Source organism: Chryseobacterium sp. HMWF035, assembly GCF_003094695.1.
In the GTDB taxonomy this organism is placed as follows: domain Bacteria; phylum Bacteroidota; class Bacteroidia; order Flavobacteriales; family Weeksellaceae; genus Chryseobacterium; species Chryseobacterium gambrini.
Map to the genome: position 1 here is coordinate 1 of NZ_QEHP01000083.1, position 15,375 is coordinate 15,375.

Consider the following 15,375-nt stretch of genomic DNA (forward strand, 5'->3'; position numbering starts at 1 on the left):
TTCCAGACACGAATATTACAATAAGCAACTCTAATCATACATTTAGCAACTTTATTACATATTTTAATAACTGTAATTATAAAGTAAAGAATTTTAATTATGCTTTTTCAAACTTTTAGTAGTATTTTTTTAACTTAAATTTAAATATTTGGAACTTGAAAAATACTTTTTGCAACTTTAGAGAGTATTTTACTAACTTCGAAAATAAAATTAAAGCCTGCAAAAAAATATTTCGAACAGAAAATCTGAGTAATCAGAAATCTGCGGGATATAAAAACCATCAAATCCAAAATTTCCATGAAAAAACTCCTCTACATTTTAATCAGTATCATACTTATATTAATCATTATCGTTTTAATCAGAACATTCACCTATCCTTTCAAAAAAACAGATCAGGCAGATTCCGGAGGATGGAAATTTGTAAAGAACGATTCGGTTGTTAAACGTTTTTCCGACGGATTAAAGATCCCAACAGTTTCCACCGGAGAATTAGGGGATTTCGATTATTCCCCTTTTGTAACATTTAAAGAATATCTTAAAAAAGCATATCCAGAAGTTTATAAAAATACAGAATATGTTGAGGTGAATACTTATGGTTTGGTTTTCAGGCTGAAAGGAAGCAGTCCGGATCTCGCTCCCATTATGTTTCTGTCTCATATTGATGTGGTTCCTCCCGGAGATGCGGAGGTGAAAAATACAGCAGAAAATGTTTTCAGACCCAATGATAAACCTTTTCCAGCCATTACAAAAGTTGCTGAAGACTGGGATTTTGCTCCGTTTTCAGGAGCCGTTGCCAACGGAAGAATTTACGGACGCGGAGCAATTGACATGAAAGGAATGCTCTTTTCTCTGATGGAATCCATGAATAATTTAATTAAAAATAAACATACGCCGAAACGCGATATCTATCTGGCTTTCGGATTCGATGAAGAAGTAGGAGGGAAGAAGGGAGCAACACAGATCGCCTCTTATTTTAAGAAAAAAAGCATACAATTTGATGCTGTTTATGATGAAGGCGGTTTAATTTTAGAAAAAGGAAGCATTTCCGGAATCGATTCGGATGTAGCGGTAATCGGCTGTGCCGAAAAAGGTTTTCTTTCTGCCAAAATAAAAGTGAAAGGTTTAGGCGGCCATTCGTCGACACCGCCCATGGAAAGTGCGATCGGAAAAGCTGCCGTTATTATGCAGCGACTGGAAGACGATCAGATGAAACCGGTAATTACCCCTTTAATCCAACAGTTTTTTGATAATATAGGAGGTTCAATGTCTTTCCCGAGCAGAATGGCAATCTCCAATCAATGGCTTTTGAAACCGCTTCTTCTTTCTCAGCTTACCAAAAATAATTCTACCAATGCTTTAGTTCGTACGACAACGGCACTTACCATGATGAAAGGAAGTGACGGAACCAATGTACTTTCTCCCGAAGTGGAATTTGTGGTTAATTTCAGGCTGCTTCCCGGAAATACCGTAAAAGATGTAAAAGCACATATTGCCAAAGCAACCGAAGGTTTTGAGGTGGAAGTGGAAGAAATTGACAATACCAGAGAAGCTTCCGCAGTTTCATCAAGCAATACAAAAGCGTATCAGCTAATTGAACAAGGAGTAAAACAGCTTTATCCGGCAGCTATTGTAACGCCGTATCTTACACTGGGCGGAACGGATGCCTACAAATATCAGATGGTAAGTAAAAACATTTACAGATTTATGCCTGTTAAAATCAATAATTCTGAGCAACAGAGCATTCACAGCACCAATGAATATCTCAGCATCGAAAATTATATGAAAATGATTCATTATTTTGAATTTATTATGACGAATTATGATAAATGATAAATGATAAATGATGAATGATGAATGATGAATGATGAATGATGAATGATGAATTTTACAATTAAATTTCAAGCAGTCGGTGTTTGTAATGTTATCCTGAGCGCGAATCAGTGGAAATATTTTAGATCGTATTCGCTTTATAACATCAATCCAAAATCATCAATTCAAAAAAATTTCAAAACTAAAAAATAACACGTCGAGTTTTGTCGCATTACCGCAATAGCTTTGTCTTATCAAAATTACGAAGCTATGGAACTGCCATTATATCTAAGTTTTAAAGAGTTTGAAAACACCTATTACGACAACCTTGAAAAATGGTTTGAGGAATATAAGAATACAAGCGAAACCGACTATCTGAAAGCACTTTCGGATCTGTACAGCCCTTATCTGTATTACAACTTTGCCAACGACAGACTTCAGGCAGATGCTTCCATACAGATCAAAGACTGCTTTTTTCCTTATTACGACAAAATCGGGATTTCTTTCTGCACAACCTGTGAAAACGGAAAGCCTGCCAAAAATTTGAAGAAAATCAATCATCAGTTCGAATGGAAAACCGTTACGATGATGGAATATGCACAGCATATTTTGGATAAAATCAACAGATACTTGTCGAAAAATAGTAATAAAGAAGATAAAAACGTGCTGGATTTTATCAACGATTTTGAGATCATCACTTCGCGTGAAGGAGCGGGATACTGTGTAAACTACAACCAGCATCAGGCGACAATTCCTTTTCTGAAAGCTTATCTTCCGGTTCACGGACAAACGGTAAATATTGCCGTATACAGAGATTTTCTCTTTTCCGTTGTTCAGATCGCAGAATATATTGATCAGAAATTAAAAGAAGTACAGGCTTTTGAAAGCATGATCTATTCTAAGCTGAAATCAGACGCGAGATTCAAGGTACAGATGAGCCATCAGTTTTTAACGATGTGCAATTAACCAAAACACCAAAACATTCATATAGCTAAATTGTAGTTTGAAATTAGTTGGTACTTTTTCAAACAGAAAATCCCGGTTGAAAAACTGGGATTTTTTCAGGTGGTTTAATATTTTTCTTCTAATTCAATTAACAGCTTTTTCTGTTCATCGTCGGATAATTTATTAAAATCTTCAATATTTATATTTCCTTTTACTTAATAGGTAGGAAATCCTATTTTCTATGTCATTTAATTTATTTTTCTCATTAACAATTGCTTTTTCATACCAGTCATTAATAGCTTTCCGATACATTTTTAAAAGAGAATATTTTTCTGAAAATATAATCGTATTTCGTAAAGTTAAGATGTTATTTTTATTATTGTAAAGTTTTATATATGAAAATTTATCTGGAAGATAGTCTTCAAATTCTAAAATTATTTCGGATAGCCTTTCTTTATTTTTATAGTTGTTATTTAAAATCAGCTTATTGAAAAAGGTTCTGCAATAATTAATTCTTGATAATTGATTATCTATTTCCAATGATTTCAGATCTAAACTATCAAATTTTAATTTTTTAATAGCTATGATGCTGTCAATAGTTTTGATCTCTTTTGTCTCCTGAGCAAAAAATAAAGTTGAGAAAAATATTAAAATAACAGCAAATTGTTTCATGAAATTAGTTTTAGCAAATATATAGATTTCACATAGTTTTGTTTTAAGGAAAACCATAAACTTGAAAAAACAAAAAAGTCTCAGGTAAAACCTAAGACTTTTTATCTGCAGAGAGGAAGGGATTCGAACCCTCGATACAGTTACCCGTATACTACCTTTCCAGGGTAGCTCCTTCAACCACTCGGACACCTCTCTTTGTATTTGAGATTGCAAAAATAGACTATTTTCCGGAATCTGCAAACTCAAAATGCAATTTTATCAGGAAATTTCTCCACAAAGGCTTTGGGAGAAGTTGTCTGCAAAGCTTCCGGTGTAGTTGGGATTGTCAATTAAATGCATCGCTTTGGTAATAGCACTTTCAGCAGTCATATCTTTTCCGCTGATGGCTCCGATTCTTGAGAAAATATTGCTGTTTTCGTATTTTCCGAACGATATTCCTCCTGAAATACACTGACTTACCACCACGATTTCAGTTCCGTTATCTCGGATCTGCTGCAAAGTTTCCACCGTTTTTTCGCTGCTGAAAATGGTTCCCGAACCAAAAACCTGAAGAATAAGAACCTTCATTTTTGGAATTTCTTTGAAGTGATTCAGGTTCATGCCCGGAAAAATTCTCCAGAAAATAATATCTTCCGAAATATGATCGTCAACGTGAAATTCTCCAGCAGAATGATCCCGAAGAAGATTATCCTTAATAATATTCAGATGAACTCCAGATTGTCCGAGAATAGGGTAGTTCGGACTTGCATACGCATCAAAATACTCCGCAGAATATTTCAGGGTGCGGTTTCCTCTCAACAATTTATATTCAAAATAAATCGCCACTTCCTGAATAACCGCTTCGTCATTTTCATACAGACTTGCATAATACAGACTCGTGAGAAGATTTTCTTTCGCGTCGGTCCGTAAATCCCCGATCGGTAGCTGTGAACCTGTTAAAATAACGGGTTTTTTCAATCTTTTCAGCATAAAACTCAATGCAGAAGCGGTGTAAGACATCGTGTCTGTACCATGCAGAATTAAAAATCCGTCGAACTGATGATAATTTTTCTGAATATAATGAGCGATAATTTTCCATTCTTCAGGTCCCATGTCCGAAGAATCCAGCGGTTTTTCAAAAGGATGTACAAAAACTTCGCATTCCATCAGCTTCATTTCGGGCATTTTTTCAAAAATATTTCCGAAATCAAACGCACGAAGGCTTCCGCTTTCATAATCTTTCTCCATACCGATCGTTCCACCGGTGTATATCAACAGGACTTTTCTTTTCATACAGGACTTTTATTAGATTTTTATCCTCCATTCGCAGGATTCCTCAAATTTACGTTAATTTGCAAAGATTTGAAAATGAATGAAAGATTTACAGCAAACTTTTGAGTATTTAAAGCAGTTTTTAACGGAAGAAAGATTACAGAAGATCGAGCATTTTGCGCCGGAAAGTTCAGATTTTATTCTTCCGGTGGTGGAAGATGTCTATCAGTTCAGGAATGCAGCCGCAATTGTGCGTTCTGTGGAAGCGTGCGGTTTTCATAAAGTGGTGGCTTTGCAGGAAGAATACAGTTTTGAACCCAATCTTCGCGTTACAAAAGGCGCAGATACATGGGTGGAAGTGGAAAAAATGCCCAGAAGCATGGAATCTTTCCAGAATATAAAAGACAGAGGATATAAAATTGTTGCGGTTTCGCTGGAAAATAATGCCAAAATGCTGCCCGAATACGAAATTACAGAACCCATTGCTTTGGTTTTCGGGACGGAAATGGAAGGAGTTTCTCAGGAAATTCTGGATTTTGCCGACGAAACGCTGGCGATTCCGATGTATGGTTTTACCCGAAGTTTCAATGTTTCTGTAGCCGCTTCCATTTGTATGTATGAACTGAAGCAGAAATTATTGAAATCTGATATTGATTATAAATTGAATGAAGAAAAACTCCTGAGGATGAAAATCCGTTGGGCAGTAAACTCCATAAGAAGCGGACAGCAGATTTTTGATAAATATTTAAAAGATAATGATCTTGAATTTTAAAAGATGAAATTCTCCATTGCCATAATACTTTTATTATTGATTTTTTCTTGTTCGCGGAAAGATCAAAATTCTACTTCAAAGAAAGATTCAACGATTGTGGCTATTGATTCTGTTGCAGTAAACATTGACAGTTCTAAAATTGAAAATTTGAAACAGGAAGAAGTAGAGTATGAAGAGCCAAAAGACGGAAAATACTCTCAGATTATTAAAGATAAAGATGTTTCTGCAGAAATTTTCTACATTGTAAAACAGGGAAGAATTGATTATTATAAGCTAAAAGTTTATCAAGGAAAAAGAATACAAAATCTTAAAGCTCTTTCAAATTGGGAATTTCGGAACGTGGAAGAAATGGATTTTAGGTTTCAAGATGTAAATTTTGACGGAATCAATGATCTTACAATATCAAAAAAAGTCGGAATGAATTGGTTTATATTAAATGGATGGATTAACAAGAAAGGAAAATTTATTCCTGAAAAAATGCTTAATGAAATCTACAATCCGGTTTTTGATCCAAAGAGCAAAAAAATAGAATCATATCACAGGGTTTCCGGAGTTGGAGAATTTTGGTCGACTTATGAATGGAAAAATAGTAAATTAATCCGTACTTCTTATTCGGAAGATATTGTTGATATCAATTAGTTTAAATCATCTGATTATAATTCCACGCGGCAACAAAAATTCCAGCGGTCTCTGTTCTCAGTCTCTGATTTCCCAAAGAAACAGCTTTGATATTATTTTCAGCTAAAAAAGAAATCTCTTTCTCCGAAAAATCGCCTTCAGGACCTATCAGAAAAGTGATATTTTGCAATCTGGGAATCTCATTGAGTTCGGTTCTTTCTAAATTCTCGTGGCAATGGGCAACAAACGTATGTTCAGGATCAATATTTTTAAGAAAATCCTGAATCTTCATTACATCATTAATAACAGGAAAATGAAATCTTAAACTCTGTTTGGATGCGGCAATTGCCTGTTTTCTTATTTTATCCAGATTGATATTTTTACGCTCTGTTTTTTCCGTTTGGAGAAAAGTAATTTCTGAAATTCCCATCTCGACCGCTTTTTCAACAAAGAATTCAATGCGGTCAATATTCTTCGTCGGAGCAATTGCAATATGAAGTTTCGGACTAAAATCTGGAAGGTTGTTTTTAATCTCATCCACTTCAATATGGGCTTTTTTACCTTCAATCGTCAATTTTCCGGAAGCAAGATTTCCCTTTCCGTCCGTTACATGAATGGCTTCACCATTTTTCATCCGAAGAACTTTTACAATGTGTTGTTGTTCTTCATCATTAATCGTTACCACATTTCCTTCAATTTCGCCGTAAAAAAGTTTCATATTTAAATATTTAGAATCTGCCTAAATTTTGTAGTTGATTATTATTAAAAGTAAGTTTCATTTTCGCTTAAAAATGCCACTCCTGTTTTTATCGTTGTATAAATATCGCCTTCACAATCTCGGTAAGAACAGGTGTAAATTTCCTCAATCCATTTATTGTTCATGAAAATCAAGTTCAGATATTCGTTTTTTCTTAAATTATTTTTGATGGATAAATAATCTCCTTCTTTCGGTTCATATTCAAAACTGAAAACATTTTCTGCATTGATCTGTTCAATAATTTCTTCCTTAATATTCTGAACATATCCGGTTTCTGAACTTGCCGGAAAATAATCGACGAAATCCTCCGATGCTTCATTCTTGCCCGTCACCGTTTCTAAGATCCAGTAATATTTTGAATTCTTCTTAGAATGTTTGCCAAGTATTTTTTCCTCTGACAGTATTTTCATAAATCGTATTTTGCTGTTGCTGAAGTTCTCAGATCAGTAAATTCTCCCCGCTCAAATTTTAACTGAGCAACCATAGCAATCATCGCCGCGTTATCCGTAGTATATTCAAATTTAGGGATGTAAATATTCCAGCCCAGTTTTTCATGATTGTCCTGCATCGCCGTTCTCAAAGCCGAATTTGCCGAAACTCCTCCTGCAATCGCCACTTCATTAATGTTTAAATCTTTCGCTGCCTTTTCAAGTTTGTTCATCAGAATTTCAATAATCGTTTTCTGTACCGAAGCGCAAAGATCATTCATGTTATTTTTAATGAAATCGGGATCTTTTTTTACCTCTTTCTGAATAAAATACAGCACAGAAGTCTTAATTCCGCTGAACGAATAATCGTAATTTTCCAGTTTAGGCTTATTGAAGGTAAAAGCATCCGGATTTCCTTCTTTAGCCAGTCTGTCGATAATAGGACCTGCCGGATAATCGAGATCAAATATTTTTCCGATTTTATCAAATGCTTCTCCTGCGGCGTCATCAATGGTTTTCCCGATAATTTCCATGTCGAAATAATCTTTCACCAGAACAATCATCGTGTGTCCGCCACTCACGGTAAGACACAAAAAAGGGAACTTTGGCGGCACAGGATTTGCATCCTCGATGAAATGGGCTAAAATGTGCGCCTGGAGATGGTTTACCTCAATAAGCGGAACATCCAAACTCATTGCCAAAGACTTAGCAAATGACGTTCCCACAAGAAGAGAACCTAAAAGTCCCGGTCCGCGTGTAAATCCTATCGCAGAAATTGCATTTTGTTGTATATTTGCTTTTGTTAAGGATTTTTCAACAACGGGGATAATATTTTGCTGATGCGCACGCGAAGCCAGCTCAGGAACCACACCGCCATATTCTTTATGGATCGCCTGATTCGCTGCAATATTCGAAAGAATAGAATTTCCCTTGATGATAGCTGCTGATGTATCGTCGCAGGACGATTCAATACCTAAAATTATAGAGTCGCTCATAATAATGGCAAAGTTAGAGAATAATAACGAGAATGAGAACAAAAAATCAGTAGCTGGTAACTTAGGTAATCAGGTACAGAAAGCTGTTGAAAATGCGGAAGGTGTTGTAAAAGAAACAGTTAAGGAAGCGTCTGAACTTGCTTCAGATGCAATTAATCATCCCATTGAGACGGCTGAAGAATTTGGAAAACAGGCGGTAAAAGACGTTACCAGTTATTCCTGGTGGGCAAAACTTTTACTGATTCTCTTTTGGCTGGGTTTAGCTTTGGTAGCTGCTGTTTTTGTGATCATTAACCTTCCTTCCACAAAGCAGTGGGCAGCAGATCAGGCGTTACAAATTGTTAATCGCGACTTTAAAGCCCAAATGTCAACCGAAAGTGTTGAGGTAAACTTTTTCGGAAATGTAAAAATTAAAGGTTTAAAGATCAAAGATTATAAAGGCTATGATTTCATCCAGTCCAAAGAATTTATTGCCAATTCCAACTGGCTTTCTTTAGCCTCCAATATTACTAAAAATAATTCTTTAAGCTTCAATTCCCTTACTTTAAAAAATGCGGATGTAAAAGTGATTACCTACAAAGGCGACAGCATTTCAAACTTTATCCGTTTTACACAACTATTCGACAGCGGTAAAAAAAGAGATCCCAATAAACCTCCGTTTCAGCTCGATTCCCGATTGCAGATTCTGGATTCTAAAGTTTCCATCGTTAATCTGAATTCTCCGGGTGAAAAAGGAAAATGGTTAACCGCAACCAACTTTAATCTGATTGCCCCGAATGTAAAAGTAAACGGAAGAAATATTTCAGGATCAATCAATAATATGTCTTTCACCACAACAAGATGGGGGAAATCTCATTTTGTGGATACTTTTTCTACCGAGCTTTCCATGACGCCGGAATATCTTTTCCTGAAAGATCTTACTTTAAATACAGATCACTCGCTTTTACAGGGAGATATAAAATTCAATCTTCATGATGACGGTTCATGGGCAGATTTTGCAGACAAAGTAAAATGGGACATGAACCTAAAACTGGGAAGCCAGTTAAGCGGTTACGACATCAGTTATTTTGTAACGAACTGGGATAACTTTAAACCTTTCAATGTTTCAGGGAAAATGACAGGTCCGCTGAATGATTTTAAACTGGATAATTTTCTCATCCGAAATCCTGATGTGAATATTGCCACCAAAAAAATGAAGGTGAATAAACTGCTGAAAGGTAATTTTTTAATCGAAACCAACGATCTTTCCGCAGACTTTACCTATAAGGATCTGAAAGCGATGATGCCTTCATTTATTGCTAAAAAAATGAAAAACTTTGCGGATGATTTCGGAAAATTAAAATACAACGGAACCGCAAGTGTAAATCCGAACCGTGTCTACGTCTCAAACGGAAATCTGATGACGGGAATCGGGCAGGCAAAAATCACGAATTTTTCTTTAACGGAATACAGCTCTCCGATGCCGAAATATGCCGGAATAGCCGAAGTGAAGGATCTTAATACTTCCGTGATTACAAAAAACAAATCCGTAGGATTAATTTCTGGGAAGTTCAATATCAACGGACAGAGTTTCGATGTGAATACGATGAAACTGACGACGAAATCACAGATTTCGAGCATTGAAATTATGAATAAGGAGATCAATAATCTGTATCTCGACGGATTATTGGATCATAAAAAATACAACGGACTCATCACCGTGAATGATGAACAGGCAAAAGCAACCATAAAGGGATTAATTGATTTCAGCACTTCAAGAATTTCGATGAATGTAAATGCTGATGTTAATTATCTGAACATGAATTACTTTACCAATAAACCCGGAAACCAGATTGTAAGCGGGAAGGTAAATGGTAAAATGGCAATGTCATCTATCAACGATTTAACACTGGATGTGGAAGCCAGCGGAATTAATTTTGCAACGGCAACTCAGAAATATTCCATTCCGAATGCAAAAGTGAAGACTTTTGTTGAAAACGGAGGACGTGTGATTGACGTGGATGCTCCGGGAGCTGTTAACGGAAAAATTTCAGGACGTTACAATTTAGGAGATCTTGCCGGAATGGTAGAAAACGGACTCAATAAAATTCTTGTGGGTCCTGCACCGAGAAAAATGTACAGAGGACAGACTTTTGCCATGAATTTTGATGTGCAGCAAGGTTTGGTAAGCTATTTTTTACCGGATCTTAAAATTCCGCAGGGTGCAAAAGTAGAAGGTCAGTACGACGGAAATTCCAATAACCTGATTCTGAATGTAGATGCGGCTTCACTGAAATATATCATGACGAAAACTCAGGAGATCACAGAAGCGGACAAAGCTCTGGCTGCTGCAAATCCTGATTATAAAATCAACGAAAGAGATAATATTACCAAGGACAGCGCGATGGTAGACAGCGTCATGGTAAGAATTAATACGGCTAATCTCAATGAGCAGATTTATGCTAAAATCAACAGGGTTCTGTACAATAAAAATGTTCTTAAAGATATTACCTTAAGCGGAAGAAACGAGAACAATACCATTCTTCATCTGGCAACGAAATTTAAGCACGGAAGTCCGGAAGATGAGCTGGATGATAATCTTAAAGAATATGCCATCAACGTTAACCAGTCAACCAATGCAGGAGGAGATTTTGTGTTCAGGTTCGAGCCTACTGAGGTGAAGTTTAATGACGTAACGTGGGCAATAGATACCAGTCCGGAACTCAATCATTCCATTACCTACCGTAAAAAAGAAGGCGATTTTGACATTCAGAATCTCAGGTTTTTTTCAGACAACAGTGCCTTGTTTATTAAAGATGCCCAGTTTAAATCTGCAAAGGATTTTTATGTAGATGCGGAAGTAGATAATTTTGCCATCGAAAAACTGCTGGATATGCAGGGCGGAGGAAACTCTATGAACATCAAAGGTCTTGCAAACGGAAGTGTGAAAATTAAAATGGATAAAAACACGCTGCAGCCTTTGGTAGATATGACGATTGATGACATCATGATGAACGGAAATGATATGGGAGATATTACCATTTCTGCAACCAACAGTTATTCCCTGAATGTATACGATGTCGATATCAAAGTAAATTCCGCAGGAATTATAGGCAATAACAGCCTTCATGTAACAGGAACGGTAAACAACAATACGGCTTCTCCAACCATTGATCTTACCGCAGAAATGCGTGATTTTGATGTTGCTTTTGCGCAGCAGTTCGTGACTTCAGTTTTTGGAAATCTGAGAGGAAAAGCAACGGGAGATCTTAAAATTTCAGGAAAATTCAGCAATCTGGATTACAGCGGTGATATTGCGCTTAAAGGATTCGGGTTAAAACTCTTGTTTACCGGTGTTGATTATTCTTTTGATGATACTGTAATTCCTTTAACCAAAGGTTTGGCGATTCTTAACAGCGTTGAAGTGCATGACGGAAGAACCAATTCGAAGGGGAATATTTCCGGAGCGATACAGTTTGAAACCCTTTCATCAATGGGAGTCAACCTCGTAATGAGAGCCGATAATTTATTAATGCTGAATACCACGCAGAAGGATCTGGATCTTTTCTGGGGAAGAGTTTACGGACAGGGTGATCTTTATGTTGATGGGCCTGTTTCGGGGTTAAGTATTTCTACTCCCAACATGAAAGCTTTAAGTGGAAGTACATTTACATTCAATTCGGGTTCTACTTCCAACGTTGAAGAATTTAAAATGCTGAAATTTTTAAAAGAAGGAAAAGACGGTCTGGTTACTTTGGATGAAAAGAAAAAATCCGGAGCGAATATGAATATTGATTTTGCTTTGGACGTAGATAAAGGTACCACCGTAAATGTTCTTATTGGAGATGGTGTAGGAAATATTATGGTAAAAGGCGCTGCAGAAAAACTTCGTTTCCAGATGAGCCGACAGGGAAATATTGCCATGAACGGAGCCTATAAAGTAGATAACGGAACTTTTGTTTCTAAGGCGATTCTTAATAAAACTTTCCAGATTGAAAAAGGAAGCAGCATTCGTTGGGATGGTGATGCGATGAAACCTGCTTTAGACATCACAGCAAATTATGTAAGAATGGTTTCCAACGCCGGAGAATATCTGAATATGGGAAGTCTTCAGCCGATAAGTGTTCTGCTTCAGGCAAATATTACCCAATCGCTGATTGAACCTAAAATTGACCTTAATGTAACCGCTTTGGATGTTTCCAGCCAGATAAAAGAAACTTTAGCGGCAAAAATGAGTCAGGAAGGGGAAAAAGTACTTCAATTCGGATCTGTTTTATTGTTGAGTACGTTTAATGTTTCAGAGACGGGAGGAGTGAATGTAAATGTGGGAGATGTTGCACAAAATCAGGGATATAATTTGTTGCTGAAACAATTGGGCTCTGTATTGAATACCATGAGCAGCGAATTCCAGATCGACCTGAATTATGTAAAAGGAGATCAGTATTCCAACATCGGAGACAGAGCGAATGCAGGGGTTAGCTTTGCGCTTTCACCAAGGGTTAAAGTAAAAACAGGACTGGGAATTCCGCTTACGAAAACTGAAAATACTGACGTTAATTATCTTTCCGGGGAAGGAACCATAGAATATGACATTTCCAAGAAAAATGACGGAAGTCTTTTGTTACGAGGATATTCCAAACCTTCCAACATCGGAATGGTAAACGGAGCCGGATCGAACGGAACTGCAAATCAGGCTTACGGAGCGGGGATTGTTTGGTCTAAGAGTTTTAATTCTATATTCAAAAAGAAGAAAAAAGATAAAAAACAAACGGCTGAGCAAACGCAAATAAAAACAGATTCTGTAAAATCAGGGAGTAAATAATCAGAATATTTTAATGATTTTTGTCATATGTGTTAATTATTGTTAATCTTTGTTATAATTTTTTTTGTTAAATTATTTTTTATAAATTTGCAAAAAATATGTAGATTTTTTAAAGAAATTGTAATTTAACTAATATGAACTATCAACTGGACGAAATAGACAAGAAAATTCTTGATTTCTTAGTAGAGAACACAAGAATGCCTTTTACAGAAATTGCTAAGCAGATGGATGTTTCTGCGGGTACAATTCACGTAAGAGTGAAAAAGATGGAGGATGCAGGTATTATTTTGGGATCATCTCTTAATATAGATTACGGAAAGTTAGACTATCACTTCACGGCTTTTATCGGAATCTTATTAACCAAATCTAACAGAACTCAGGAAGTTCTGAAAGAATTATCTACTATTCCAAACGTAATTGAAGCTAGCGTAATTTCAGGAAAATATAATATTTTCTGTAAAGTAAGAGCTAAGAATACAGATGACGCAAAGAGAATCATCTATCAAATCGATGATATTCAGGATGTAATGAGAACAGAAAGTATGATTTCTATGGAAGAATACTTAAGTGATAAAAACAGACTGATTAACGCGATCTCTGTATAATCAAATTTTAAACGAATTATATAAAAGAACTTATGAAATCTCTCATAAGTTCTTTATTTTTGTAGTTATGGAAGAATACAGCTATTTTGATGAAGATCCGAAGAAAGGTTGGGGTTTCATCCTTGCTTTTGCAGCATTGCTCTTGTTTACGGTTATGGGATTCGGGATCGATCTTGATGAATATTTGCAGCACGAAACCCTGAATATTCCGGCTTGGTATGCTTACACTGTTTTCGCGATTGATGCTTTAATGGTGGTAAGTCTTGTGCTGATGTTTTTTTACAGAAAAATAGGCATCTTTGCCTTTCCTGCCTTGCTGGTTCTGCATTTCTTTATGCACAACTATTACCTGTCTACTTTCCTTTACACCGACGTTACGAATCTTTTCCTTTTTACAGGTTTCGGAATGCTGGCGATTATTCCGAAATGGAAGTTTTTTAGGTAAACGATCTTTATTAAGAATGTTTTTTGAAAAAAATGTTATTTAATAATATTCATTTGTTGATTAATAATTTGAAGATTAATTAAAACAAAAGAAATATTTTTTTGTTTTAATTAAAAAAACATTAATAAACTTGCCTAAGTGTTTTTTAACATAATAAAATAATTCTCAAAAGTATGATGTAATTTATTATTTTTGATTTGAATTTTAAATAAATTACCATGAAAAACTTAAAGAAAATTTCAAGAGAACAATTAAAATCCGTTCACGGGGGATTACTAGCACCTGACACAGGATGTCATTGTCACGGAGCGCCTCCATCTCCTCAACATCCTACAGGTCTACCGCCTATTGATATTCCAGCAGATGGACCACAAGATTGTTGGGCAAAATGTGACACAGGTACAGAGGGAAATTAGTCGATGGTATTGATGAGTTTTAAAATTATAATGAGAAGGGTATTTTATATCCTTCTTCTATTTTTGTTTTGTAATATTTTTAGTCAAAGACTTACTATTGTTAACAAAAGTGAAGGAGTGATCAATATATTGTATGAAGCTAAACTGATTGTACTAAATAAGGAAGAAAGTAAAATCATTAAAGGAGACTTTAAGAAAATAACCATAAAAAAAGGAAAAGATTTCGTTCAGAGTATTCCATTTTTTTTGTCGTTAGACGAAGACTTACTGTTAACATTTGAAGAAAACAATTTTATAAAGTTTAAAGGGAGTAAAGACGATCTTCATAATTTTATAGTAAACGAACAGCATCCCATATTTTATGGTAACGTAATAAAGTATCAAGACTCTTATTATAAAAATAATATTCAAGAAGTAAAGAACTTATCGGAGCTTGTGTTATCAAATTATTTGAATAAAGTTAAACTTTTAAATGCTTCTCCTCTTGGTGTAAATGACGAGAGATATAAAAAAATAAAAAAATATGTAGTTAACGATTGGCTGAACTCTATATTTCTATTTATCACAGGAAATAAAAAACTGGATAGTCAAGCAAAAGAACTCTTATTATATTATTTTAATAATTATATAAAAAATAATATAGATGTTTACTCATGTGAATTTGATTCAGATTACAATGTTTTGTCTTCTATAGCAAGATATAGAGATCAACTAAAAATAAATCTTCCTGAATATAATATAAGAGTTGAATCTGAAGAAGATAATATTAATAGATATCTTCCTGTAAATTGTCAAAAATTTTATTTCTTAAAAAAATACAACTATTTTAATCATATTAATAATCCGGAACAGGATGTTTAT

At 35.3% G+C, this 15,375-nt stretch carries 14 protein-coding genes and 1 tRNA gene; 9 read left to right on the forward strand and 6 right to left on the reverse strand.

Translation table 11 applies throughout. The annotated features are described in order from the left end of the window. Positions 1–297: 297 nt before the first annotated feature. Positions 298–1,830 carry a M20/M25/M40 family metallo-hydrolase gene (locus tag DD829_RS12895; RefSeq protein ID WP_116547811.1) on the forward strand — a complete coding sequence of 511 codons (1,533 nt, stop codon included), beginning with the start codon at positions 298–300 and terminating at the stop codon, positions 1,828–1,830. Positions 1,831–2,079: 249 nt separating this feature from the next. Then, complete coding sequence (locus DD829_RS12900) at positions 2,080–2,775, forward strand: hypothetical protein (RefSeq protein WP_116547812.1); 696 nt, start codon at positions 2,080–2,082, stop codon at positions 2,773–2,775. Positions 2,776–2,946: 171 nt separating this feature from the next. Here DD829_RS12900 and DD829_RS12905 read toward each other — a convergent pair whose 3' ends face one another. From DD829_RS12905 to DD829_RS12915, 3 genes are all read right to left on the reverse strand, one after another. Beyond that, positions 2,947–3,426, reverse strand: coding sequence for a hypothetical protein (locus DD829_RS12905; protein WP_123906855.1), 480 nt, complete (start codon positions 3,424–3,426; stop codon positions 2,947–2,949). A 108-nt stretch (positions 3,427–3,534) separates the two neighbouring features. After that, positions 3,535–3,621 (reverse strand) — tRNA-Ser (locus DD829_RS12910). Between the two features lie 63 nt (positions 3,622–3,684). Then, positions 3,685–4,698, reverse strand: coding sequence for an asparaginase (locus DD829_RS12915; RefSeq protein WP_108409473.1), 1,014 nt, complete (start codon positions 4,696–4,698; stop codon positions 3,685–3,687). A 79-nt stretch (positions 4,699–4,777) separates the two neighbouring features. Between DD829_RS12915 and DD829_RS12920 the strand changes: the two genes are divergently transcribed. Both DD829_RS12920 and DD829_RS12925 read left to right on the forward strand, forming a co-directional pair. Next, on the forward strand, positions 4,778–5,449 hold the full coding sequence (locus DD829_RS12920) for a TrmH family RNA methyltransferase (protein ID WP_076392636.1): 672 nt from the start codon (positions 4,778–4,780) through the stop codon (positions 5,447–5,449). 3 nt (positions 5,450–5,452) lie between these two features. Then, positions 5,453–6,088, forward strand: a complete 636-nt coding sequence (locus tag DD829_RS12925) for an XAC2610-related protein (RefSeq protein ID WP_108409474.1) — start codon at positions 5,453–5,455, stop codon at positions 6,086–6,088. Between the two features lies 1 nt (position 6,089). Here DD829_RS12925 and DD829_RS12930 read toward each other — a convergent pair whose 3' ends face one another. Genes DD829_RS12930 through tsaD form a run of 3 tightly spaced genes read right to left on the reverse strand, consistent with a single transcriptional unit; the run spans position 6,090 to position 8,247 of the window. After that, positions 6,090–6,785, reverse strand: coding sequence for an RsmE family RNA methyltransferase (locus tag DD829_RS12930; RefSeq protein ID WP_108409475.1), 696 nt, complete (start codon positions 6,783–6,785; stop codon positions 6,090–6,092). 44 nt (positions 6,786–6,829) lie between these two features. After that, positions 6,830–7,234 (reverse strand): hypothetical protein, encoded by a 405-nt coding sequence (locus tag DD829_RS12935; RefSeq protein WP_108409476.1) that lies wholly within the window; start codon positions 7,232–7,234, stop codon positions 6,830–6,832. Continuing rightward, positions 7,231–8,247: a tRNA (adenosine(37)-N6)-threonylcarbamoyltransferase complex transferase subunit TsaD gene (gene tsaD, locus DD829_RS12940; protein WP_076392624.1), complete on the reverse strand. Its 1,017-nt coding sequence runs from the start codon at positions 8,245–8,247 to the stop codon at positions 7,231–7,233. The genes DD829_RS12935 and tsaD overlap by 4 nt, the downstream gene beginning before the upstream one ends. 4 nt (positions 8,248–8,251) lie before the next feature. Between tsaD and DD829_RS12945 the strand changes: the two genes are divergently transcribed. From DD829_RS12945 to DD829_RS12965, 5 genes are all read left to right on the forward strand, one after another. Further along, entirely contained in the window at positions 8,252–13,048 is a 4,797-nt protein-coding gene (locus tag DD829_RS12945) for a translocation/assembly module TamB (protein WP_108409477.1), read from the forward strand. 134 nt (positions 13,049–13,182) lie between these two features. After that, on the forward strand, positions 13,183–13,653 hold the full coding sequence (locus tag DD829_RS12950; protein ID WP_029298841.1) for an Lrp/AsnC family transcriptional regulator: 471 nt from the start codon (positions 13,183–13,185) through the stop codon (positions 13,651–13,653). A 67-nt stretch (positions 13,654–13,720) separates the two neighbouring features. After that, positions 13,721–14,098 carry a hypothetical protein gene (locus DD829_RS12955; protein WP_116547814.1) on the forward strand — a complete coding sequence of 126 codons (378 nt, stop codon included), beginning with the start codon at positions 13,721–13,723 and terminating at the stop codon, positions 14,096–14,098. A 218-nt stretch (positions 14,099–14,316) separates the two neighbouring features. After that, a complete protein-coding gene (locus tag DD829_RS24470; protein ID WP_116547815.1) occupies positions 14,317–14,514 on the forward strand; it encodes a bacteriocin-like protein in 198 nt (65 codons plus the stop codon). 30 nt (positions 14,515–14,544) lie between these two features. Beyond that, a partial coding sequence (locus DD829_RS12965; RefSeq protein WP_133240946.1) for a hypothetical protein occupies positions 14,545–15,375 on the forward strand: 831 nt, incomplete at its 3' end.

What these genes read in the sequence shown, in the direction of transcription:
- DD829_RS12895 (WP_116547811.1), top strand. Translation starts at nt 298, where the DNA reads ATGAAAAAACTCCTCTACATTTTAATCAGTATCATACTTATATTAATC.
- DD829_RS12925 (WP_108409474.1), top strand. Translation starts at nt 5,453, where the DNA reads ATGAAATTCTCCATTGCCATAATACTTTTATTATTGATTTTTTCTTGT.
- tsaD (WP_076392624.1), bottom strand. Translation starts at nt 8,247, where the DNA reads ATGAGCGACTCTATAATTTTAGGTATTGAATCGTCCTGCGACGATACA.
- DD829_RS12935 (WP_108409476.1), bottom strand. Translation starts at nt 7,234, where the DNA reads ATGAAAATACTGTCAGAGGAAAAAATACTTGGCAAACATTCTAAGAAG.
- DD829_RS12905 (WP_123906855.1), bottom strand. Translation starts at nt 3,426, where the DNA reads ATGAAACAATTTGCTGTTATTTTAATATTTTTCTCAACTTTATTTTTT.
- DD829_RS24470 (WP_116547815.1), top strand. Translation starts at nt 14,317, where the DNA reads ATGAAAAACTTAAAGAAAATTTCAAGAGAACAATTAAAATCCGTTCAC.
- DD829_RS12920 (WP_076392636.1), top strand. Translation starts at nt 4,778, where the DNA reads ATGAAAGATTTACAGCAAACTTTTGAGTATTTAAAGCAGTTTTTAACG.
- DD829_RS12950 (WP_029298841.1), top strand. Translation starts at nt 13,183, where the DNA reads ATGAACTATCAACTGGACGAAATAGACAAGAAAATTCTTGATTTCTTA.
- DD829_RS12900 (WP_116547812.1), top strand. Translation starts at nt 2,080, where the DNA reads ATGGAACTGCCATTATATCTAAGTTTTAAAGAGTTTGAAAACACCTAT.
- DD829_RS12915 (WP_108409473.1), bottom strand. Translation starts at nt 4,698, where the DNA reads ATGAAAAGAAAAGTCCTGTTGATATACACCGGTGGAACGATCGGTATG.
- DD829_RS12930 (WP_108409475.1), bottom strand. Translation starts at nt 6,785, where the DNA reads ATGAAACTTTTTTACGGCGAAATTGAAGGAAATGTGGTAACGATTAAT.
- DD829_RS12945 (WP_108409477.1), top strand. Translation starts at nt 8,252, where the DNA reads ATGGCAAAGTTAGAGAATAATAACGAGAATGAGAACAAAAAATCAGTA.
- DD829_RS12955 (WP_116547814.1), top strand. Translation starts at nt 13,721, where the DNA reads ATGGAAGAATACAGCTATTTTGATGAAGATCCGAAGAAAGGTTGGGGT.